Below are 21676 nucleotides of genomic sequence, written 5' to 3' on the forward strand. Positions count from 1 at the left end.
GGTCCGCGTCCCGGAGCGGGCCGGGCTGCCGGAACTCGGCGAGGTCGACTTCGTCCTCGTCCACGGCCGCCGCCCGGGAGCGGCGGCGGGCGCCGCCGACGCCCTCGCGGCCGCCATCCTCTCCGGTGGCGACCGGCTCCACGGCCGTGCGCGAGGGGTGTGACGGGAGAAGGCCATCCTCGTGTCGGCGTCCCGTCCCCACCGGCGCGTCAGACGTGAGCGGTGTTCGCGTTTCCCCAGGCCAGACCGTGCGCAAAGGAACGCGCACCGTAACCGGAGCGTGCGGATTCAGTGGAGATCGCCTCCCGGAACTTACTGCGGCGTCAGGCATCGCGCCGGAGACCTCCCCATCTGCGTCGGTTTTTCGGCACCGACGCGCGTCATCCATCCCAATGCGCCCCCTTCACAACCCTCCCGTCCGTTCTCCCGGTGAGGTAGCTTTCACGCGCTGTGCGGAGCGCCACGAGGAGCGGGTTTGCGCGAGTTCACCAACCCCCCGTTGGCGTCGGCGCCGCCGGTGGGCGGCCTGGCCGACGTCGTCTTCGAGTACGCCCAGGAGGACCCGACATACATCGCGCTCGGCCGTAAGGACGAGCAGGGCCAGTGGCGCGACATGACCTCCGCCGAGTTCCGCGACGAGGTCCTCGCGCTGGCGAAAGGGCTGCTGGCGCAGGGCATCCGGTTCGGCGACCGGGTCGCCATCATGTGCCGTACGCGCTACGAGTGGACCCTGTTCGACTACGCGCTGTGGACCGTCGGCGCCCAGGTCGTCCCCGTCTACCCGACCTCCTCCGCCGAGCAGGTCTTCTGGATGCTGTACGACTCCCAGTGCACGGCCGCCATGGTCGAACACGAGGACCACGCGATGACCATCGCCACGGTCATCGACCGGCTGCCCCAGCTGCGCCGGCTCTGGCAGCTGGACGTGGGCGCGGTGCAGGAGTTGTACGAGTCGGGCGCACAGCTCGACGACGAGGTGGTGCACCGGCACCGGCGGGCGGTGACGCCCGAGTCGGTCGCGACGATCATCTACACCTCCGGCACGACGGGCCGGCCCAAGGGCTGTGTCATCTCGCACGCCAACTTCATGGTCGAGGCGGACACGGTCATCGAGCGCTGGGCGCCGCTGTTCAAGTCCCGCAAGGGCGACGAGGCGGCGACGCTGCTGTTCCTGCCGCTCGCCCATGTCTTCGGGCGGATGGTGCAGGTCGCGGGTATCCGCGGGAAGGTCAAGTTCGGACATCAGCCGCAGCTCAACGCGGCCGTCCTGCTGCCCGACCTCGCCGCCTTCCAGCCGACCTTCTTCCTCGCGGTGCCGTACATCTTCGAGAAGGTCTTCAACGCGAGCCGACGCAAGGCCGAGCGCGAGGGCAGGGCCGGCCCGTTCGAGAAGGCCGTCGAGGTCGCCGTGAAGTACGCGGACGCGATGGAGGCGAGGGCCTGGGGCATCGGGCCCGGCCCGTCGGCGGGGCTGCGGATGCAGCACCAGTTCTTCGACAAGGTCGTCTACGGCAAGATCCGCGAGGCGATGGGCGGCCGGATCAAGTACGCGATGTCCGGCGGCTCGGCGATGGACCGGCGGCTCGGGCTGTTCTTCGCGGGCGCGGGCGTCCACATCTTCGAGGGGTACGGCCTGACGGAGTGCACGGCGGCCGCGACGGCCAACCCGCCCGAGCGCACCCGGTACGGCACGGTCGGCCAGGCCATCCCGGGCATGACCGTGCACATCGCGGACGACGGCGAGATCTGGCTGCGCGGCCCCAATGTCTTCCAGGGCTACCTGAACAACCCGAAGGCCACCGACGAGACCCTGCACGACGGCTGGCTCGCCACCGGCGACCTGGGCGCCCTCGACGAGGACGGCTATCTCACCATCACCGGGCGCAAGAAGGAGATCCTGGTGACCTCGGGCGGCAAGAGCGTCTCGCCCGCGATCCTGGAGGAGCGGGTGCGCGACCATCCGCTGGTCGCCCAGTGCATCGTCGTCGGCAACGACCGTCCGTACATCGCCGCCCTGGTCACCCTCGACGGGGAGGCCGTCGAGCACTGGCTCCAGATGCACGGCAAGGCGAAGCTGTCGCCGGCCGAGCTGGTGCGCGACCCGGAGCTGGAGACCGAGGTGCGGCGGGCGGTGGTCGCCGCCAACACCCTGGTCTCGCAGGCCGAGTCGATCCGTACGTTCCGGATCCTCGCGCACCAGTTCACCGAGGAGCACGGGCTGTTGACGCCGTCGCTGAAGCTGAAGCGGAAGGCGATCGAGAAGGCGTACATCACCGAGGTGGAGGCGCTGTACCGGGCGTGAGACCCCACCGGGCAGGACGGGGCGTAAGACCCCACCGGGCAGGACGGGGCGTGGGAGCACATCAGGCGGGACCGGGAGTGGGACCGCACCGGGCGTGCGCCCGCCCGGTCCCGTCGGCCGGACTCGCCTCCGGGGTCAGACCAGTTGGTAGCCCCGCAGGTTCCGCAGCAGCATGTGGCAGTTCTGCAGGGAACCCGAGGTGTCGCCCAGGGAGCGGTAGATGCCCCACTTGGGGCGCAGCCGGTCGGCGAGGAAGGTGTCGACGCCCGCGCGGGAGACGTCGATGAGGGTGGTCGAGCCCTTCCTGAGGATCCAGCGCACCGAACCGGCGGAGCCGCCCGCGACCCCGACCCGGAAGTCGACGTCGACCCAGGAGTTGTGCAGGGGCGCCAGGTCGGTGCGGCCGACGAGGATGTTGTCGATCGGCAGTTTCAGCTCGATGGTCTGTTCACCGTTCACCCGGCGCAGCGACTGCACGACGAGGGGCGAGGTGCCCGCGCCGGGCTGCTTCATCTGCATGATGTGCGTGAAGCTGGTGGTCGCCTTCAGCGAACTCGGCAGGTACATCCCGTAGGTGACCCGCCAGGTCTGGCCCTCGGTCCAGCGGAGGAAGCCACTGCCCGTGCGCAGGCCGGTGACCTCGTGGCGCTGGCGGTCGGTGGAGGTGTCCCGGTCGACGGTGTGCATGTCGAACCGCCAGGTGTCGCCGGTGGCGTGGATGTGCGGTGAGGCGGACGTGTGCGAGTCGGCGCGGTCGTCCTCCAGGGTCTCGAAGGCGCGCAGCCCGTCGGTGCTCGCCGAGGGGGACCACTTCAACTGCCAGGAGGCGGCGTGCGCGACGGGGGCCGGCAGCCCGGCCGCGGCCGCGGCGGTGCCGCCGAGCGCGGCACCGAGGAGGTTCCTTCGCGTGGGGGTCATGAGCCATCCATTCACGTATGTGACCAGAATTCACCGACGCGCGACCCGGCAGGAACAGACTCCACGCGTGACCGTGTCCGGTCAATGGTCCAGACCGATACTCTTGAACCGCCGGATCCGTTTCCGGCCAATCTGCGATTCGGGGCGCGAGCGGTCCGCTCAGGAATGCATCGCGCGCCGTGATCGTTGACGATGGGAAGTACCAACCGACCGACCTAAGGATCGAGAGCTCGTGAGCAGCAAGGTCCCCCCGATCATCCTGAACAACGGCGTCGAGATGCCCCAGCTGGGCTTCGGCGTGTGGCAGGTGCCGGACGACGAGGCCGAGCAGGCGGTCACCACCGCGCTGGAGGCCGGCTACCGCAGCATCGACACGGCCGCGATCTACGGCAACGAGAAGGGCACCGGCAAGGCCCTCGCCACGGCCGGCGTGGCCCGCGAGGACCTCTTCGTCACCACCAAGCTCTGGAACAGCGACCAGGGCTACGACTCCACCCTCCGCGCCTTCGACGAGTCCCTGGACAAGCTCGGCCTGGAGTACGTGGACCTGTATCTGATCCACTGGCCGCTGCCGGCCCGCGGGACGTTCGTCGACACGTTCAAGGCGTTCGAGAAGCTCTACGCGGACGGCCGCGCGAAGGCCATCGGTGTCTCCAACTTCCTTCCGGAGCACCTGGACACGCTGATCGAGGCCACGAACGTCATCCCGGCGGTCAACCAGATCGAGCTGCACCCGCACCTCCAGCAGCTCGCGGCCCGCGAGTACCACGCGGAGCAGGGCATCGCCACCGAGGCCTGGTCGCCGCTCGGCCAGGGCAAGGGGCTCCTGGAGGTCCCGGCGGTCATCGCGATCGCGCAGAAGCACGGCCGCACCCCGGCCCAGGTGGTCCTGCGCTGGCACCTCCAGTTGGGCAACGTGGTCATCCCCAAGTCCGTGACCCCGTCCCGCATCAAGGAGAACATCGAGGTCTTCGACTTCTCCCTGGACACCGAGGACATCGCCGCGATCAGCGCGCTGAACGAGGACCGTCGCATCGGTCCGGACCCGGCGACGTTCAACCAGGCCTGAGAGCGGGCCCACGGCTGACGCCTGCTCGCCGAGAGCACCAAGACAGCGGAGACCGCCCGCCGGACGAGTCCCGGCGGGCGGTCTCGTGCGTCCGGGCAGTGCCGCTTCCCAGGTCCGTGGCCGGGTGTCCCGTCCGGGGTGAGTGCGGTCCCGGTCCGGGACGGGCGTGACCTGCCGGTGGGACATCCGGTCCTCGATGAGCACACGGTCACCGTCGAGGTGCACGATCACGACTCCGGGCGCCGCGGCCCGTGCGGCCGGTCCCGGTACACGCGCTTCACCGCGGAACAGCCGGCCACCCCGCCGAGCCCGTCCCGGCCGTGCGCCCACGCGCCGATGACGTCCGGCCACGGCCTCCGGTCCGCGTCGTCCAGCGGTGTCCCGGCCGCCGTCCCCCGTCCGGGTCGGCGCGGTTGCGGTCCGGACCTGGCCGTACCCCCCTCGGGGGCGGGCTTGGTCTCAGACCGGCTGGCCGATCGGGCGTACGACCACGGTGTTGACGTCGACCCCGGCCGGCCGGCGGATCGCCCAGACCACGGAGTCGGCGATCTGGTCGGCGGTGAGGAGATGGCCGGGCGGAAGGCTTCCGTAGTTGTCCCAGAACGGGGTCTCCACGCGGCCGGGCGCGATCAGAGTCACGCCCACTCCCCACTCGGTGACCTGCCTCCGCGTGTTCTCGGCGAGTCCCGTCACCGCCCACTTCGTCGCCCCGTAGATGTTGCCGGGCCCGTGGATGAAGCCGGCGACGCTGCCGACCAGCATGATCCGGCCCCGGGTCTCCTTGAGGGCGTCGATGGCGGCCCTGATCAGCAGGGCCGGGCCGAGCACGTTGGTCAGCACCATCTCCGTCCACCCGGCGGGGTCCCCCTCGGCGACGGTGTCGTGGGTGGCGAACCCGGCGTTGGCGAGGACGGTGTCGATCCGCCCGAACTCCTTCAGCGTGGCGTCCACCGCGGCCTGCACGTCCGCGTACTCGGCCGCGTTGCCCGGGATGGTCAACAGCCCTTCCGGATCGCCCAGTTCGGCGGCGAACGCGCGCAACCGCTCGGCCCTGCGCCCGGTGACGGCCACCCGGTGGCCGTGGCCGAGCAACTGCCGGGCGACCGCGGCTCCGATACCGGTGCCGCCGCCGGTGATGAGCGCGACCGGAGCTTCGGACATGGCTACCCCCTCTTGACTCGGATCGGCCGGTTCGGATCCGGCCGACGGGTGGAGTCCACCACTTGAAGCGCTCTCGAAGTCAAGCGCCGCCGACGGCCGGGGCCCGGCCGGAAGTCACCGCCGGGCCACGTGAACCGTGTGGGCCGCGAGGACGAAGAGGTCCGTGCGGTGGTACAGGCTCGCCTTGTCGTCGGGGTCGAGGAGCCGGTCGAGGGTCACGAGGTCGGAGGCGTCGAGGAGGTCCGCGAGCATTCCCCGGCCGCGCTGGAACTGGGCCACGGCGTAGGCGCGGGCCGCTTCGGGGACGGGGGCCGGGACGTCCAGCAGGAAGGTGCGGGACGTGGCGTCACGCAGGCCGACGGCGGTGAGCAGCCCCGGCCAGTCCTCGGTCTCCGTGACGCTGCCGGGCACCGCGGCCCGCATCTCGGAGAACCACCGGTCCTCCGCCGCGTCGAGCCGGGACTGCAGTCCCGGGCGGCCGATGCCGATGTCACGCGGCAGGAACCGGCTGGGCAGCCCACCCTCGACGAGGGCCAACGTGCCGTCGGGGGCCAGGCGTTCGGCGAAGGCGGCGAGGGCTGCGCGCTGGTCGCCGAGGTGGTGCAGGCTACGGCTGGCCCACAGCAGGTCGACGGGGTAGTCCAGGTCGTCCAGACCGTCGGGCAGTTCGGCCTCCGCGATGTCGAACCGGTCGGCGAGACCCAGGCGTTCGGCACGGGCGCGGGCCCGCTCGAGCAGGGGCCCGGAGCCGTCCAGGGCGACGACCCTGGCGCCGGGGAACTCCTCGGCCAGCAGACAGCTCACCACCCCCGGGCCGCTGCCGACGTCGACGATCAGCCCCGGTTCGGGCTGCCGGGCGGCCACCCAGGCGGCGGCCTGCCGGTTCAGCGGCGCGAACAGCTCCGCCTGTCCCTCCAGGTGCTCGGCCAGCTCGGCCCAGTCGATGTCGGTGTGGCCGTGACCGCCGTGACGGTGGCCGTGGTCGTGGCCCTGCTCGTGCCGACCCTGGCCGTGGTGGTGCTGTCCCATGACGGTGAGCCTCTCTTCCGGGTGCCGTCAGCTTGCTCCGACGCACCGGAGAACGGCCACTTCCTTTGCCGTAACGGCAAATCCGCCGTGCCGATCCAGCCGACGCGGTGCCGATCCAGCGCCGAGTCAGCCCTGGTCCGCCACCCGGTAGACGCACACGTTCGCACCCGTGCCGCTGGTGGTCGTGGAGACCGGCTCCAGGGTGCGCTTGGCGCCGTCGCCGGGGAAGATCGTCTTTCCGCCGCCGAGGACGACCGGCATGACGATCAGGACCAGCTCGTCGGCGAGGCCCTCGCTCAGGAGGGTGCGGGCGAGGGTCGGACTGCCCATGACGAGCAGGTCGCCACCGTCGGCCTCACGGAGCTCACGGATGTGGGCGACGGCCTCCTCGCCCGGAATCCGCGTGGTGTTCGCCCAGGTCAGCTCGGAGTCGGCGAGCGTCGCGGACACGACGTACTTGCGCAGGGAGTTCATCCGGTCGGCGAAGGGATCGCCCGCCCGGTCGGGCCACGCCCCGGCCATCGCCTTCCAGGTGCGGCGCCCGAACAGCAGCGCGTCGGCCTTCTCCAGCGCGGCGTCCCAGGCACCCCCCACGACCTCCGCGTCGAAGAACGGGTGCGTCCAGCCGCCGTGGGCGAACCCGCCGTCGGTGTCCTCGTCGGGACCGCCGGGCGCCTGCACGACACCGTCCAGGCTCATGAACTCGCAGATCACGATGCGCATGGGGTTCTCTTTTCTCGTCCTGTCACGGGCTTACGGCGATGAAGACCGCCGCGCCGCCCGGAACTCATCGCACCCGCCCACCTCCCTCATCGTGACGTGGCTCACACGGACATGCCACCGGTCCGCCAGGGGGTGGGGGAAGTGTGACTGACCCCTGGCGGACCGGCTCACCCGAGCGGACTCAGAGCGCGGGGTACGCGTTCTGCATCAGCTGCTGGAACTGGGCGGAGAACCAGTGCCCGGAGAGCGGCGCGCTCCCCAGGGCACCGGACATGTTGTTGTTGTTGCGCGGGTTGCCCGTGTACGTCGGGTCGCACATGCGGTCGAAGCCCTTGCCCTCGTCGTTCGGGATGGCGGAGCTGGCCCCGTCGGACTCCCCCGGCGGCTTCATCCACACGTAGGCGTCGATACCCGTCGCCGGAGCGGCCTTCGGGCGTTCGCCGAGACCGGCTCCGGACTGGTTGCACCAGTTGCCGGTGTTGAAGCGGCGGTCGTAGCGCCCGCCGTCGACGTACGTGTCGACGCTGGTCGTCGCACCCGGTCCGGTGGGCCGCGCGGTGCCGCCCCAGCCGTTGCGGGAGGTGTCGATCAGCATGCCGACGTTCGAGTTGAAGCCGGCCGTGACGGCCTGGTTGCGGAAGGCCTGGGCGAAGGACAGCTCGTCGACGTAGCGGTTCCAGTCGACCCACTTCGACTCGCGGACCGACTTGCCGGCCACGTTGTCGTTGACGGAGAAGTTGTTCTCCTTCAGCGCGCTGTAGTTCGCCGTGTTGGTGATGAAGCCGTGGACGTCGTTCACCGTGGCGCCCTCGGAGGTCGCCGCCTCCTTCATGATGGCGGCGGAGGGGGCGAAGTTGTCGTCCCAGCCGAGCCAGCCGTGGTGGCCGGCGTCGATGTAGTTGTAGACGTTGGCGACGTCGCCCAGCTTGTTGAGCGCGTAGCCGACACCCTTGACGTAGTTGCCGTTGGCCTTCATCACATCGCACTGCGGCACGGCCGTCGGACGGCTGCCGGTGTTGGTGACGAGGTTGGGCAGCGAGTCGATCTCGACCGTGGTGACGATCCGCAGGCCGGCGTACTTGGCTTCGCCGAGGATCGCCTTGATCGGGTCGATGTACTGCGTCTTGTACTTGTCGATCTCCGTGGCACCCAGCTCGCCGTTGGAGGCGAGGGCGGAGCAGTCACGGCCGGGCAGGTTGTAGATCACCAGCTGGACGACGAGTTCGCCCGAGCCCTTCTGGCGGAGCGCCTCGTCGAGGTGGGCCCGCAGGCCCATCTTCCCGCCGGTGCCCGCGATGGCTGCCGAGCGGTCCAGCCACACTCCCGTGGGCTGGTTGGAGATCCGGCTGCCGCCCGGCTCGGCGGCGGCGTTCGCGGACCATTCCGGGTTCACGTACACCTTGGCGCCCGAGTAGGGGTTGTCCACCCTGGTGCCCGGCGTGCCCGGGTCCGGGTCGGTGGGGCCACCGCCGCCGTCATCGACGTTGCAGGTCACGCCGTCGAGCGTGAAGGTCGCCGGCAGGGCGTTGGTGCCGCTGTAGGAGGCCTGGAAGCCGAAGCTGACCGAACCGCCGGTCGCCAGCGTGCCGTTGTACGTCTCGTTGGCGGCGGTCACCGCCGTACCGCTCTGGGTGATCCGGGAGTTCCAGCCGCTGGTGACCTGCTGGTTGCCGGCGTACGACCACTTCACGGCCCACGACGACTTCGCGGCACCGTTGTTGGTGATCGTGACGGCGGTGGTGAAGCCGGTGGACCACTGGTTCTGCACCTTGTAGTCGACGGTGCAGGGGATCGCCTGGACGCCGGCGTCGTCCGGTACGGCGGCCATGGCGGGTCCGGCGGCGCCGGCGACCAACGCCAACGCAGCCAGGAGTGCTGTTCTGGTACGGCTCATGAGTGCGGGTTTCCTCTTCCGTAGTGGGGTGTACGAGGAGGAGTCGTCGCGCTGTCGCCGAGGCGAGTAAAAGACCTGAACGCTGGGGGTGTGCTCTGAGCGTCCCTCGCAGCTCGGACACGTCTGGGAAGTACGCGTCGACTGGTGGAACCGCTCCCACTGGTGCTGGTGAAGGTAGCGCCAAGTGACGGTAAAAGACAGAGGTGTTGCGTTATTGCGCTCGCTGAATCTTTTCGCCCTGATCGAATCTTTTCGACTCTTCAAACACCTTGACCCCCAGGGCCCTCCTCCTCAATATGGGAGCGCTCCCACTGGTTCAAGGCTTGTTGTTGCTGCTCCGCCCCCACCTTCGTTAGAGCCGCACGGAAGGAACCAGAGCATGCACCCCAGACGGAGACGCCGTGCTTCGCGGCGCATGTGGACGGCCGTGGTCGCGGCCCTCGCCCTCCCCTTGACGATGCTCGGCACCGGATCGACTCCCGCGAGTGCCGCAGCGGTCGCCTGCAACGTCGACTACAAGACCAATGACTGGGGCTCCGGTTTCACCGCCGAGCTGACGATCACCAACCGCGGCACGGAGGCCATCAACGGCTGGACCCTGTCGTACGCCTACACGGGCAACCAGACGCTCAGCAACGGCTGGAGCGGCACCTGGTCGCAGTCCGGCAAGGCCGTGACGGCGAAGAACGCGTCCTGGAACGGCACGATCGCCGTCGGGGCCGCGGTGACCACCGGCGCCCAGTTCACGTACAGCGGTACGAACGCCGCACCGGCCAACTTCGCCATCAACGGCACCACGTGTGTGGGCGCGCACCAGCCGCCGATCACGGTGCTGACCAGCCCGGCGCCGGGCGCGGTGTACTCGCAGGGCACCGCGGTGCCGATGGCGGCCACCGCCGCCGCTGCGGACAACGCGACGGTCACGAAGGTCGAGTTCTACGACGACACCACTCTGCTGGGCACGGACACGACCTCGCCGTACACCTACTCGGCCACGGGATTGGCCGTGGGCAGTCATTCTCTGGTGGCCAAGGCGTACGACAGCCTGGGCGCTTCGGCGAACTCGACGCCCGTCGGCATCACGGTCGCCTCGGGTCCCGCCGTGGTGGTCTCGCCGACCCAACTGGGCGTGCGCCAGGGCCAGTCGGGGACCTACGACGTGAAACTCTCCACACAGCCGTCGGGGAACGTGACGGTGGCGACCGCGCGGGCGTCCGGCAACACCGGGCTCTCCGTGACGGGCGGCGCGTCGCTGACCTTCACGTCGTCGAACTGGAACACCGCGCAGAAGGTGACCATCGGCGCCAACGCCTCCGGCACCGGCTCGGCGGTCTTCGACTCGACGGCCACGGGCCACGCCAAGGCCTCGGTGACCGTGACCCAGCTGGCCGCGTCGAGCACGTACGACGAGCGCTTCCTGGAGATGTACGGCAAGATCACCAACCCGGCGAACGGCTACTTCTCCCCCGAGGGCATCCCGTACCACTCGGTGGAGACGCTGATCGTCGAGGCGCCGGACCACGGTCATGAGACCACCTCGGAGGCGTACAGCTACCTCCTGTGGCTGCAGGCCATGTACGGCAAGGTGACGGGCGACTGGTCCAAGTTCAACGGGGCCTGGGACATCATGGAGAAGTTCATGATCCCGACCCACGCCGACCAGCCGACCAACTCCTTCTACAACGCCTCCAAGCCGGCGACGTACGCCCCCGAGCACGACACGCCCAACGAGTATCCGGCGCAGCTCAACACCGGTGTCTCGGTCGGCTCGGACCCCATCGCCGCCGAGCTGAAGAGCGCATACGGGACGGACGACGTCTACGGCATGCACTGGCTGCAGGACGTCGACAACGTCTACGGCTACGGCAACTCGCCCGGCAAGTGCGAGGCCGGCCCGGCCGACACCGGACCGTCGTACATCAACACCTTCCAGCGCGGGCCGCAGGAGTCCGTGTGGGAGACCGTCCCGCAGCCCACCTGCGACCAGTTCAAGTACGGCGGCAGGAACGGGTACCTGGACCTGTTCACCGGTGACGCGTCGTACTCGAAGCAGTGGAAGTTCACCAACGCGCCGGACGCCGACGCGCGTGCCGTGCAGGCCGCGTACTGGGCGGACATCTGGGCCAAGGAACAGGGCAAGGGCGCCGATGTCTCCGCGACCATCGGCAAGGCCGCGAAGATGGGCGACTATCTGCGCTACGCGATGTACGACAAGTACTTCAAGAAGATCGGGAACTGTGTGGGGCCGACCAGTTGCCCCGCGGGCACCGGCAAGGACGCCTCCCACTACCTGCTCAACTGGTACTACGCGTGGGGCGGCGCCACCGACACCAACGCCGGCTGGGCCTGGCGGATCGGCTCCAGCCACACGCACGGCGGCTACCAGAACCCGTTGGCCGCGTACGCCCTCTCCAACTACGCCCCGCTGAAGCCGAAGTCGACGACCGGGCAGGCGGACTGGGCCAAGTCCCTCGACCGCCAGATCGAGTTCTACCGCTGGCTGCAGTCCAACGAGGGCGGCATCGCGGGCGGCGCCACCAACAGCTGGGCGGGGCGGTACGCCACTCCCCCGGCCGGGACGCCGACCTTCTACGGCATGTTCTACGACGAGAAGCCGGTGTACCACGACCCGCCGTCCAACCAGTGGTTCGGCTTCCAGGCGTGGTCCATGGAGCGGGTCGCCGAGTACTACCAGCAGACGGGGAACGCCGCCGCGAAGACCGTCCTCGACAAGTGGGTCGACTGGGCGCTCTCCAAGACGACGATCAACCCGGACGGCACCTACCGGATTCCGTCCACGCTGCAGTGGTCCGGTGCGCCCGACACGTGGAGCGCGTCAAGTCCCGGCGCTAACGCGGGACTTCATGTCACCGTCGCCGACTACACCGACGACGTGGGCGTGGCGGCCGCGTACGCCAAGACGCTGACGTACTACGCCGACCGCTCCGGTGACGCCGACGCGGCCCGGGTCGCGAAGGCGCTGCTGGACGGCATGTGGGACCACCACCAGGACGGGCTCGGGATCGCCGTCTCGGAGACCCGGTCCGACTACAACCGGTTCGACGACCGGGTGTACGTGCCGAGCGGGTGGACCGGGACGATGCCGAACGGGGACACGATCAACTCGTCGTCCACCTTCGATTCGATCCGGTCGTTCTACGAGGACGATCCGGCCTGGTCGAAGATCGAGGCGTACTTGGCCGGTGGCGCCGCGCCCTCGTTCACGTATCACCGGTTCTGGGCTCAGGCGGACATCGCCTTGGCCATGGGTTCGTACGCGGAGCTCCTGGAATAGAGCCACCGAGGCCGTATGACGGCTGAAGGCTGACGGCCGTCTGTGGCCGGTCGCGCAGTTCCCCGCGCCCCTTCAAGGGCGCGGGGTGCTGTGCCCTTTTCTGAGAACTTCCCCCCACTCGTCAGGAGAGGACCCCCCACGGTGCGAAGAACCCGCATCCTCACCACAGTCCTGGCTCTCGCGGCCGGCCTTCTCGCCGGATCCCCACCCGCGCTGGCCGCCGAGAAGGCAGAGAAGGCCGACAAGTCGGTGTCCATCGCCGCCGACTCCTACACCTGGAAGAACGCCCGGATCGACGGCGGTGGCTTCGTGCCCGGCATCGTCTTCAACCGCAAGGAGCGGAACCTGGCGTACGCCCGCACGGACATCGGCGGAGCCTATCGCTGGGTGGAGGCGTCGAAGACGTGGACGCCGTTGCTCGACTCGGTCGGCTGGGACGACTGGGGGCACACGGGTGTCGTGAGCCTGGCCTCCGACTCGGTCGACCCGAACAAGGTGTACGTGGCGGCCGGTACGTACACGAACAGCTGGGACCCGGGGAACGGCGCGATCCTGCGCTCGTCCGACCGGGGCGCGAGCTGGCAGAAGACCGACCTGCCGTTCAAGCTGGGCGGGAACATGCCGGGCCGGGGCATGGGCGAGCGCCTGGCCGTGGACCCGAACCGCAACAGCGTGCTGTATCTGGGCGCGCCGAGCGGGAAGGGGCTGTGGCGGTCCACGGACTCGGGGGTCACCTGGTCACAGGTGACGAACTTCCCGAACGTCGGCAACTACGTGGCCGATCCGTCCGACACGAGCGGGTACTCCAGTGACAACCAGGGCATCGTCTGGGTCACCTTCGACGAGACCACCGGCACGTCCCAGAACGCGACGAGGACCCTCTACGTCGGGGTCGCCGACAAGGACAACGCCGTCTACCGCTCGACGGACGCGGGGGCGACCTGGTCGCGGGTGGCCGGGCAGCCGACCGGGTATCTGGCCCACAAGGGAGTCCTCGACGCGACGAACGGCCACCTGTATCTGTCGTACAGCGACAAGGGCGGGCCGTACGACGGCGGCAAGGGCCAGCTGTGGCGGTACGCGACCGCGACGGGCAGTTGGACGAACATCAGCCCGGTGGCGGAGGCCGACACGTACTACGGCTTCAGTGGGCTGACCGTCGACCGGCAGGATCCGGGCACGGTCATGGCGACGGCGTACAGCTCCTGGTGGCCGGACACGCAGATCTTCCGCTCGACGGACAGCGGCGCCACCTGGACGAAGGCGTGGGACTACACGTCCTATCCGAACCGCGCGAACCGCTTCACCATGGATGTCTCCTCCTCTCCCTGGCTGACGTGGGGCGCGAACCCGTCACCGCCGGAGCAGACCCCCAAACTCGGCTGGATGACCGAGGCGTTGGAGATCGACCCGTTCAACTCCAGCCGGATGATGTACGGGACGGGCGCGACGATCTACGGCACGGAGAACCTGGGGAACTGGGACAGCGGCGGCCAGTTCGCCATCAAACCGATGGTGCAGGGCCTGGAGGAGACGGCGGTCAACGATCTGGCCTCGCCCCCGTCCGGCGCCCCACTGCTCAGCGCGCTCGGTGACATCGGCGGCTTCCGGCACACGGATCTGACGAAGGTCCCGTCGATGATGTTCACCCAGCCGAACTTCACGACGACGACCAGCCTGGACTACGCGGAGTCCAACCCGAACACGGTCGTCCGGGTCGGCAATCTGGACTCGGGCCCGCACATCGCCTTCTCCACGGACAACGGCGCCAACTGGTTCGCGGGAACCGACCCGTCGGGCGTGAGCGGCGGCGGTACGGTCGCGGCGGCCGCGGACGGCAGCCGGTTCGTGTGGAGCCCGGCGGGCACGGGCGTGCGGTACGCGACGGGCTTCGGCAACTCGTGGTCGGCGTCGAGCGGCATTCCCGCCGACGCGATCGTGGAGTCCGACCGGGTCGACCCGAAAGCCTTCTACGGCTTCAAGTCCGGGAAGTTCTACGTCAGTACGGACGGCGGCGCCACCTTCACCGCCTCGAACGCGACCAACCTTCCGAGCGGCGACAGCGTGCGCTTCAAGGCTCTGCCCGGTGCGAAGGGTGACGTGTGGCTGGCGGGCGGCGCGGCCGACGGCGCCTACGGTCTGTGGCACTCGACGGACGGCGGCGCCACCTGGACCAAGCTCCCGGGCGTCGAGCAGGCCGACACGATCGGCTTCGGCAAGGCGGCGGCCGGAGCCTCGTACCAGACCCTCTACACCAGCGCCAGGATCGGCGGCGTACGCGGCATCTTCCGCTCGACCGACAAGGGCGCGACCTGGACCCGGATCAACGACGACGCCCACCAGTGGGGCTGGACGGGTGCCGCGATCACGGGTGACCCGAGGGTGTACGGGCGGGTCTACGTGTCGACGAACGGGCGCGGGGTCGTCTACGGCGACTCCTCCGACACGGGCGGCGGGGGCGGCGGTACGGATCCGGATCCCGAGCCCGAGCCGACGGGGGCCTGCGCGGTGACGTACAAGGTCACCAGCGAGTGGTCGGGCGGCTTCCAGGCGGACGTGCGGCTGTCCAACACGGGCACGAGCGCGTGGACCGGCTGGTCCCTCGGCTGGACCTTCCCGAACGGCCAGAGCGTCTCGCAGCTCTGGAACGCCGCCCACACACAGTCGGGTTCGGCGGTCACGGCCAGGAACATCGGCTGGAACGGCAATGTGGCGGCCGGTTCGTCGGTGAGCTTCGGCTTCACCGGAAGCTGGTCGGGGACCAACGGGAAACCGGCCGCGTTCAAACTCGGTGACCAGTCCTGCGCGGTGACCTGACACCCACGCAGGACGAGGCGAGGGCGCGCGCCTGGGTCGGGCGCGCGCCCTCTTCGAATGCTCCGATGTGTCTGCGATCTACGAGCCGTACATCTCGATACATCGACATGTTCATGCCTAACATGGAAAGCCGTTCCACACTGTTGTGCGCACGACTCGCCCGGAAGCCGCCGCAGAAGGAGCCCCCGTGCCGAACCACAGCCGAGTCACGCGTCGCCTCAGCCTGCAGACCGCCCTCGCCGCGGCGGTTCTGCTACCCCTGTCCCACGCCGGACTGTCCGCCGAACCCGCCGCGGCGGCGGAGGAGGAACCCGCCATCGCCCCCCGTCTCGACACCATGTCGTTCAATCTGCGCTACGCGAACACCACCCGGCCCAACAGCTGGGCCGTGCGCAGGCCGGTGATGCGGGCACTCCTGCGGCAGGAGGCACCCCATGTCATCGGCACCCAGGAAGGTCTCCACCGGCAACTGCTCGACATCGAGACCGACCTCGGACCGGACTACCGCTGGATCGGCACCGGACGCGCGGGCGGCAACCGGGACGAGTTCATGGCGGTCTTCTACGACACCCGCCGGCTCGCGCCCGTCGAGTACCAGCACTTCTGGCTCTCCGACACCCCGGACGTGCCCGGATCGAACACCTGGGGCGGCGGCTCCATCCGTATGGTCACCTGGGTCAGATTCCGCGATCTGCGGGACGGCGACAGACAGTTCTACGTCCTCAACACCCACCTCGACAACGCGAGCCAGTACGCCCGCGAGCGCGCCGCGGCCCTGATCGCCCGGCGCGTCGCCGGGTTCGACCCGTCGCTCCCCCTCGTCGTCACCGGTGACTTCAATGTCGCGGCCCACCGCAACGCGGTCTACGACACGATGCTGGGCGCCGGACTCGTCGACACCTGGGACACGGCGGCGGAGCGCGGCGACCTCTACGCGACGTTCCACGGCTACCATCCGCTGACCCCGGGCGGCGACCGCATCGACTGGATCCTGACGAGGCCCGGCACCACGGCCCACCGGGCGGCCATCAACACCTACGCGTCGAACGGCCAGTTCCCCAGCGACCATCTGCCCGTGCAGGCGTCGCTGACACTGGGCTGAGGACCTGGCCCGGAGTCCGTGGGCGGGCCGGGCCGCCGCCCGCCCACGGACCGGTTCCCTACGGCGTGTACACCGTCGGCCGAGGCGCCGTCGGCATGTTGTGGCCGATGAAGAAGCTGGTGTGCGGGGGCTGGTTGTAGGCCGTGTTCTGCCAGGCCAGACCCGTGCGGTACATCGGGTCGTGCAGCAGGGTCGTGATCTTCGTGCCGGTCTCGATCGGCGTCGAGTAGATCCGCAGGGCCGTGTTGCCGCTGGTGCGCCAGACGACCTCCTCGCGCCAGTCGCCGAGGATGTCCCCGGAGAGCGCGGGGGTGGCCTTGGTGCCGTTGTTGGAGGAGACCCCGGAGCCGGTCAGCAGACGGGTGTCCGAGGAGGTGCCGTACTTGTCGATCCGGGTGCCGTCGAGGAGTTCGCGGACCGGGTCGCCGTCCCACCAGGACAGGAAGTTGACGGAGGAGGGCTCGCGGCCCTTCGTCGCGCCCGCCTCGTCGCGGACTGAGCTGTCGGAGGCGGACCACATCTCGGGCCCGTCGTTGCCCGCGTAGATGTCCCCGGCGACTCCCCGGCCGTTGTCGCAGCAGGCGGTGAGCTGCCAGCGGACCGCGCCGCTCGCGGGGTTGATGTACAGCTCGGCGGGCTGCGACGTGGACTCGGAGACCTTGAAGTACTCCAGGCCGGAGGTGGACGCGTCGAGGTCGCCCAGGTGCTGGGCGTCGCCGTGGCCCGTCCTCGTGGTCCACAGACCGTTGCCGTTGTCGTCCACGGCCATCGCGCCGTACACGATCTCGTCCTTGCCGTCGTTGTCGACGTCACCGACGGAGAGACTGTGCGAGCCCTGCCCGTCGTAGCCGCGGCCGGAGTTGGTGGAGGAGCTGGTGTCGAAGGTCCAGCGGCGGGTGAAGGAGCCGTTCCGCCAGTCCCAGGCGGCGATCACGCTGCGGGTGTAGTAGCCGCGCGCCATGATCAGGGAGGGGCGGGCACCGTCCAGGTACGCCGTCCCGGCGAGGAAGCGGTCCACGCGGTTGCCGTAGGAGTCGCCCCACGACGAGACCGTGCCACGGGCCGGGACGTAGTCCACGGTCTGCATGGCCCTGCCGGTCCGGCCGTTGAACATGGTCAGGTACTCGGGGCCGGACAGGACGTAGCCGCTGGAGTTGCGGTGGTCGGCGGAGGAGCTGCCGATGACCGTCCCCGCCCCGTCGACCGTGCCGTCCGCGGTCTTGGCCGCGATCTCGGCCCTCCCGTCACCGTCGTAGTCGTACACCTGGAACTGCGTGTAGTGCGCGCCGGAACGGATGTTGCGGCCCAGGTCGACGCGCCACAGCCGGGTGCCGTCGAGCTTGACGCCGTCGATGATCGTGTTGCCGGTGTAGCCGGACTGGGAGTTGTCCTTGGCGTTCGTCGGCTGCCACTTCAGGACGAACTCCAGGGCGCCGTCGCCGTCGAGGTCGCCGACGGAGGCGTCATTGGCCTCGTAGGTGTACGCGACGCCGTCCGGGGTGGTCCCGCCGGCGGGCGCGCTGATCGGTACGTCCTTGTAGCCGGTGCGGAGTTGGACCGCGTGCACCGAGTCGCCCTGTTCCACGCCTCCCACGATCGCGCGGACCGTGTAGTCGGCCTGGGCGGGGGCGCCGGAGTGGAAGTAGTTGGTGGAGCCGGTGACCGGGGTCGCGTTGACCAACGCACCGGCCCGGTAGACGTTGAACGACACGTCGCCCGGGTCGGTGCCCAGCCAGCGCCAGCTGACCAGATTGCCGCTGTCGACGTGCACGCTGACCACGCCCCGGTCGAGGCGCTCGACCTGGCGGGCGGTGGCGGCCTGGGCGGGCGTGCCGGTGAACGTGGTGAGTCCGGCGGCGACGAGGGCCGCTGTCACCAGCGAGCGCAGAGCTCGGCGTCTGTGGTGCCTGTGCGGGTGCTGCACGTGACGAACCTCCAGATAAGGACGGACGGGTTCCGCACTATCGGTCGCCGCCGGTCCCGGCCACGTTGCCGTACCTTTCGGCCAGTTCGGCCACGGTCCGGGCGATCCTCCCGCGCAGCTCGGCCGGTTCCAGCACCTCGATGCCCGCGCCCAACCGCAGGAACTCACCGTGTGCGTGCTCGACCGACTCGATGGGCACGCTGACCGTGGTCCAGCCGTCGTCCCCCGGAGCCCCGCCGTCGCCTCTGCCCCCGCCGCACCCGCCGCTCCCTGTGTCCCCGGTGCCCCGTGTGTCCCCGTCGACCCGCACGGCCCTGGGCAGGGTCACGCCCGGCGCCAGCCGGACCAGTGCCTCGCCCCGCCGCAGCCGGGCGTGGAAGTCACGTTGGTACGCCGTCCAGTACGCGGCCAGGTCGAAGCCGTCCGGGCGGGTGAACTCCTCTTCGCAGGAGTCGAGTTCGAGGATCTGGTCGACGCGGTACGTGCGCGGTCCGGGGCCGGCGACCACGTACCAGCGGCCCGCCTTGAGGACCAGGCCGTACGGTTCGAGGCGGCGGCGCACCTCGGTCGGCTCGGCCCAGCGGCGGTAGAGCACGTGCAGGACCCGGCCGCTCCAGACCGCACCGGCGACGGCGGGCAGGAACGGGGTGGCGTCGCCCTCCGCGTACCAGCCGGGAGCGTCCAGGTGGAAGCGCCCGGCCACCCGGTCGGCATGGGCCCGCAGCTCGACGGGGAGGGCGGCACGCACCTTCAGCTGCGCGGCGGCCAGGACCGCGCCGAGGCCCAGTTCGGCGGCGGGGCCGGGGGCGCCCGCGAGGAACAGTGCCTCGGCCTCGTCCCTCGTCAGACCGGTGAGGCGGGTGCGGTAGCCGTCGAGGAGGCGGTAGCCCCCGGCGTGGCCCGCGTCGCCGTACAGGGGGACCCCGGCCGCGCCCAGCGCCTCCACGTCCCGGTAGACCGTGCGGACGGAGACCTCCAGCTCCTCGGCGAGCTGGGCGGCCGTCATCCGGCCCCGGGTCTGGAGCAGCAGGAGGATCGAGACGAGTCGGCCGGCTTTCACTGACACAGGATGTCAGTGAAGCGGCCCTAGCGTGCCGCCATGCCCTTCACCGAGAAACTGCTGACCGTGCCGCCGCCCATCGAGGTGGCCGGTCGGTGGATCAAGCGCTATCACGTCACCGCCGACCCGGCCGGCATCGCGCCCGAGGTCGCTCGGGCGGCGTACGCGATCCTCCCGAAGCTGCTGCCCGAGCCGGACGGGACGACGCCGCCCGCGACCTTCGTGGTGCTGCACCGGGGCGGCGACAGCGGGGCCTACCTCAACGCGTACAGCTGGGTGTGGGACAACGTCCTCCACTTCGGCGGCGCGGCGGCGGGCCAGCCGGTGCTCGGCTGCCCCGACGGCGACCCCACCCACTTCGTCACCACCGACCGGCCGTGGATCGGCTGCGTCTGGGAACTCCCGCCGATCCAGCACGAACGCGACGCCTGGGTGCGGCACGTCCTCGCCCCCGAAGTACCCGACCTCGACGCGTACGTGGCCGATTCCCTGCCCGCCGGAACCACCGGTACGGCCGGCGCCACCGGACACCCCGCGTGAGCGGCCCGTACGTCCTCGCGGCCGACGGTGTCCCGGCCACCGGCCGCTCTCACTGCTTGCGGAACGCCCGCAGGCTGAACTCCGGGTCCGGGCGTGGCCGGTCCTGGTCGGGGAGGGCCGCGAGCCGTACCGCGTAGTCGTCGGCCAGCGGATCGCCGGGCGGGAGTGTGACGAACCAACCGCGGCGCAGATCGGCGACGGTGCGGCGGGGGCTGCGGCCCTGGCCGCGCCCCGGAAAGCGGGCCTGTCCGGCGGCGCGCAGACCGTGCTCGTCGGCGTACGTCTCGACGGCCGCCGCGGGGTCCATGGCCGGGGCCCTGGGGCGTGGGGCCAGCACGGCGTCGATGTCGCTGCCCACGTTGTGGGAGGCACCCTTGTCGACGGTGGTGACATAGACGCCGCCGGGGCGGAGCACGCGGGCGCACTCGCCGACCACGGCCCGTACGTCCTCGGCACCGCTCAGCAGATGCAGCAGCCACACGCTGGTGACGGCGTCGAACTCCCCGTCGCGGAAGGGGAGTCGGCGGCCGTCGCCGATGACGACGGAGCCGGGCAGCCGGACGGCGGCCCGGCTCGCCATCGCGTGGGTGAGGTCGAGGCCCGTGACCCGTATCCCGTCCCGCGCGGCCGCGAACCGCCGGGTCACGATCCCGGTGCCGCAGGCGATGTCGAGCAGTCGGCGGGTGTCCTCGGGGACGAGGCCCAGCACGGCGCGGGCGGCGGCCTCGGCCCGGGGCTCACCGCCGCGCAGGGCGTCGTAGTCGCCGGCCTCCTTGTCGTAGTCCAGCACCGCCTCAGCTCGCCCCGTGGCCGGGCGCGAGCGCCTCCACCCTGCGGGCCAGCTCGAAGTCCTTCTCGGTGACGGCGCCGCCCGCGCTGTGCGTGCTGACGGTCAGCGACACCGTGTCGTAGCCGAGGGTGAGGTCGCTGTGGTGGCCCAGCTCCTCCTGCGTCTGGGCGATGTGCACGACCAGCGCGGTCGCCGCGAAGTGCGAGCCCAGCCGGTAGGAGCGGGCGATCCGGCCCTCGTCCAGCGACCAGCCGCGCAGTTCCGCGAGCCGGTCCTCGATCTCCTTCTGCGACAGGGGTTCGACGGGCATGGCCCACTCCTTCCGGGACGTCCCCTCCGTGACGTGCGGTCCCTTTCAGACTGCCACAGCCGAGCCGCCGAGTCCCTGGTCAGGCACCTCTGCGAGCGTCAGATCCGTACGCACTCCGCCGCGAAGTCGTCCGCCAGCACCGTGATCACGGCGCGGCCCTCCGTCGCCGCCACCCACTCCTGGGGCAGGCCGTGGTCGCCGTAGTGGGCGCCCAGGAGGTTGCCGCAGAGGGAGCCGGTGGAGTCGCTGTCTCCGGAGTGGTTGACGGCGAGGAGCAGGGCCTCGGTGACGCTGTGCGTGGCCAGGGCGCAGTACAGGCCCATGGCGAGGGCCTCCTCGGCGACCCAGCCGGCGCCGAGGGATTCGAGCTTCTCGGCGGTCGGGGCGCCCTCGCCGGCCAGGTCCAGGGCGCGGGTCAGGGCCGTGGTGGTCTCCTCGTGACCGGGGTGGCGGGCGAGCAGCCGCAGCGAGCGGAGCACGGCGCCCTCCAGGGACTCGTCGGCCACCAGGTGGGCGACGATCGCGGCGAGGGCACCGGCCGCGTAGTAGCCGGTGGGGTGGCCGTGGGTCATCCGGGCCGACACCACGGCCCGCTCGAACGCGGTCTCGGCGGGCACGCGGGCCAGCCCGAAGGGGGCCGAGCGCATGACCGTGCCGCAGCCCTTGGAGTCCGGGTTGACGGGGCCGGGCCGCCCCGGCGGGACGGCCGGTTCGGGCCGGTACGGCTTGGCGAGGCCGGACA

Annotated in this window: 16 protein-coding genes and 2 pseudogenes; 7 read left to right on the forward strand and 11 right to left on the reverse strand. The window is 70.4% G+C overall.

The genetic code is table 11. The features are described 5' to 3' along the window. Positions 1-163: pseudogene (locus AWZ10_RS53405) on the forward strand (LysR family transcriptional regulator); the annotation flags it as partial. A 312-nt stretch (positions 164-475) separates the two neighbouring features. Beyond that, positions 476-2302: an AMP-dependent synthetase/ligase gene (locus AWZ10_RS02590; protein ID WP_046705869.1), complete on the forward strand. Its 1827-nt coding sequence runs from the start codon at positions 476-478 to the stop codon at positions 2300-2302. Positions 2303-2437: 135 nt separating this feature from the next. Here the strand turns inward: AWZ10_RS02590 and AWZ10_RS02595 are convergent, their stop codons facing one another. Beyond that, the gene (locus AWZ10_RS02595; RefSeq protein ID WP_046705870.1) at positions 2438-3220 is read right to left on the reverse strand and encodes a hypothetical protein; all 783 of its coding nucleotides are present in this window, start codon (positions 3218-3220) and stop codon (positions 2438-2440) included. 232 nt (positions 3221-3452) lie between these two features. On the opposite strand from AWZ10_RS02595, the gene AWZ10_RS02600 reads away from it, so the two are divergent. Next, positions 3453-4289 (forward strand): aldo/keto reductase, encoded by an 837-nt coding sequence (locus tag AWZ10_RS02600; RefSeq protein WP_046705871.1) that lies wholly within the window; start codon positions 3453-3455, stop codon positions 4287-4289. Positions 4290-4460: 171 nt separating this feature from the next. Here AWZ10_RS02600 and AWZ10_RS53410 read toward each other — a convergent pair. The 5 genes and pseudogenes from AWZ10_RS53410 to AWZ10_RS02620 form a co-directional block, all read right to left on the reverse strand. Next, positions 4461-4678: pseudogene (locus AWZ10_RS53410) on the reverse strand (gluconokinase); the annotation flags it as partial. 70 nt (positions 4679-4748) lie between these two features. Beyond that, positions 4749-5450 (reverse strand): SDR family oxidoreductase, encoded by a 702-nt coding sequence (locus AWZ10_RS02605; protein ID WP_046705872.1) that lies wholly within the window; start codon positions 5448-5450, stop codon positions 4749-4751. 114 nt (positions 5451-5564) lie between these two features. Next, on the reverse strand, positions 5565-6479 hold the full coding sequence (locus AWZ10_RS02610; RefSeq protein ID WP_060890347.1) for a class I SAM-dependent methyltransferase: 915 nt from the start codon (positions 6477-6479) through the stop codon (positions 5565-5567). Positions 6480-6605: 126 nt separating this feature from the next. Continuing rightward, positions 6606-7202 (reverse strand): dihydrofolate reductase family protein, encoded by a 597-nt coding sequence (locus AWZ10_RS02615; protein ID WP_046705874.1) that lies wholly within the window; start codon positions 7200-7202, stop codon positions 6606-6608. Positions 7203-7383: 181 nt separating this feature from the next. Continuing rightward, complete coding sequence (locus tag AWZ10_RS02620; protein ID WP_046705875.1) at positions 7384-9096, reverse strand: glycoside hydrolase family 6 protein; 1713 nt, start codon at positions 9094-9096, stop codon at positions 7384-7386. 379 nt (positions 9097-9475) lie between these two features. On the opposite strand from AWZ10_RS02620, the gene AWZ10_RS02625 reads away from it, so the two are divergent. The 3 genes from AWZ10_RS02625 to AWZ10_RS02635 all read left to right on the forward strand — a co-directional run bounded on the left by AWZ10_RS02625 (position 9476) and on the right by AWZ10_RS02635 (position 16310). Then, positions 9476-12391 (forward strand): glycoside hydrolase family 48 protein, encoded by a 2916-nt coding sequence (locus AWZ10_RS02625; RefSeq protein ID WP_060890348.1) that lies wholly within the window; start codon positions 9476-9478, stop codon positions 12389-12391. Between the two features lie 141 nt (positions 12392-12532). Next, positions 12533-15208, forward strand: coding sequence for a cellulose binding domain-containing protein (locus tag AWZ10_RS02630; RefSeq protein ID WP_060890349.1), 2676 nt, complete (start codon positions 12533-12535; stop codon positions 15206-15208). Between the two features lie 187 nt (positions 15209-15395). After that, on the forward strand, positions 15396-16310 hold the full coding sequence (locus tag AWZ10_RS02635; protein ID WP_060890350.1) for an endonuclease/exonuclease/phosphatase family protein: 915 nt from the start codon (positions 15396-15398) through the stop codon (positions 16308-16310). A 58-nt stretch (positions 16311-16368) separates the two neighbouring features. On the opposite strand, the gene AWZ10_RS02640 is transcribed toward AWZ10_RS02635, so the two are convergent. After that, positions 16369-18234, reverse strand: coding sequence for a rhamnogalacturonan lyase (locus AWZ10_RS02640; protein ID WP_046705879.1), 1866 nt, complete (start codon positions 18232-18234; stop codon positions 16369-16371). A 37-nt stretch (positions 18235-18271) separates the two neighbouring features. After that, the gene (locus AWZ10_RS02645) at positions 18272-19294 is read right to left on the reverse strand and encodes a helix-turn-helix transcriptional regulator (RefSeq protein ID WP_060890351.1); all 1023 of its coding nucleotides are present in this window, start codon (positions 19292-19294) and stop codon (positions 18272-18274) included. 39 nt (positions 19295-19333) lie between these two features. Between AWZ10_RS02645 and AWZ10_RS02650 the strand changes: the two genes are divergently transcribed. After that, on the forward strand, positions 19334-19834 hold the full coding sequence (locus AWZ10_RS02650) for a hypothetical protein (RefSeq protein ID WP_046703041.1): 501 nt from the start codon (positions 19334-19336) through the stop codon (positions 19832-19834). A gap of 49 nt (positions 19835-19883) precedes the next feature. On the opposite strand, the gene AWZ10_RS02655 is transcribed toward AWZ10_RS02650, so the two are convergent. The 3 genes from AWZ10_RS02655 to AWZ10_RS02665 all read right to left on the reverse strand — a co-directional run. Next, positions 19884-20624: a class I SAM-dependent methyltransferase gene (locus tag AWZ10_RS02655; protein WP_046703040.1), complete on the reverse strand. Its 741-nt coding sequence runs from the start codon at positions 20622-20624 to the stop codon at positions 19884-19886. Between the two features lie 4 nt (positions 20625-20628). After that, positions 20629-20934: a 4a-hydroxytetrahydrobiopterin dehydratase gene (locus AWZ10_RS02660; protein ID WP_046703039.1), complete on the reverse strand. Its 306-nt coding sequence runs from the start codon at positions 20932-20934 to the stop codon at positions 20629-20631. A gap of 98 nt (positions 20935-21032) precedes the next feature. Next, on the reverse strand, positions 21033-21676 hold a 644-nt coding region (locus AWZ10_RS02665; protein WP_167365911.1), incomplete at its 5' end, for an ADP-ribosylglycohydrolase family protein.

Source organism: Streptomyces europaeiscabiei (assembly GCF_001550375.1).
Lineage (GTDB): Bacteria > Actinomycetota > Actinomycetes > Streptomycetales > Streptomycetaceae > Streptomyces > Streptomyces europaeiscabiei.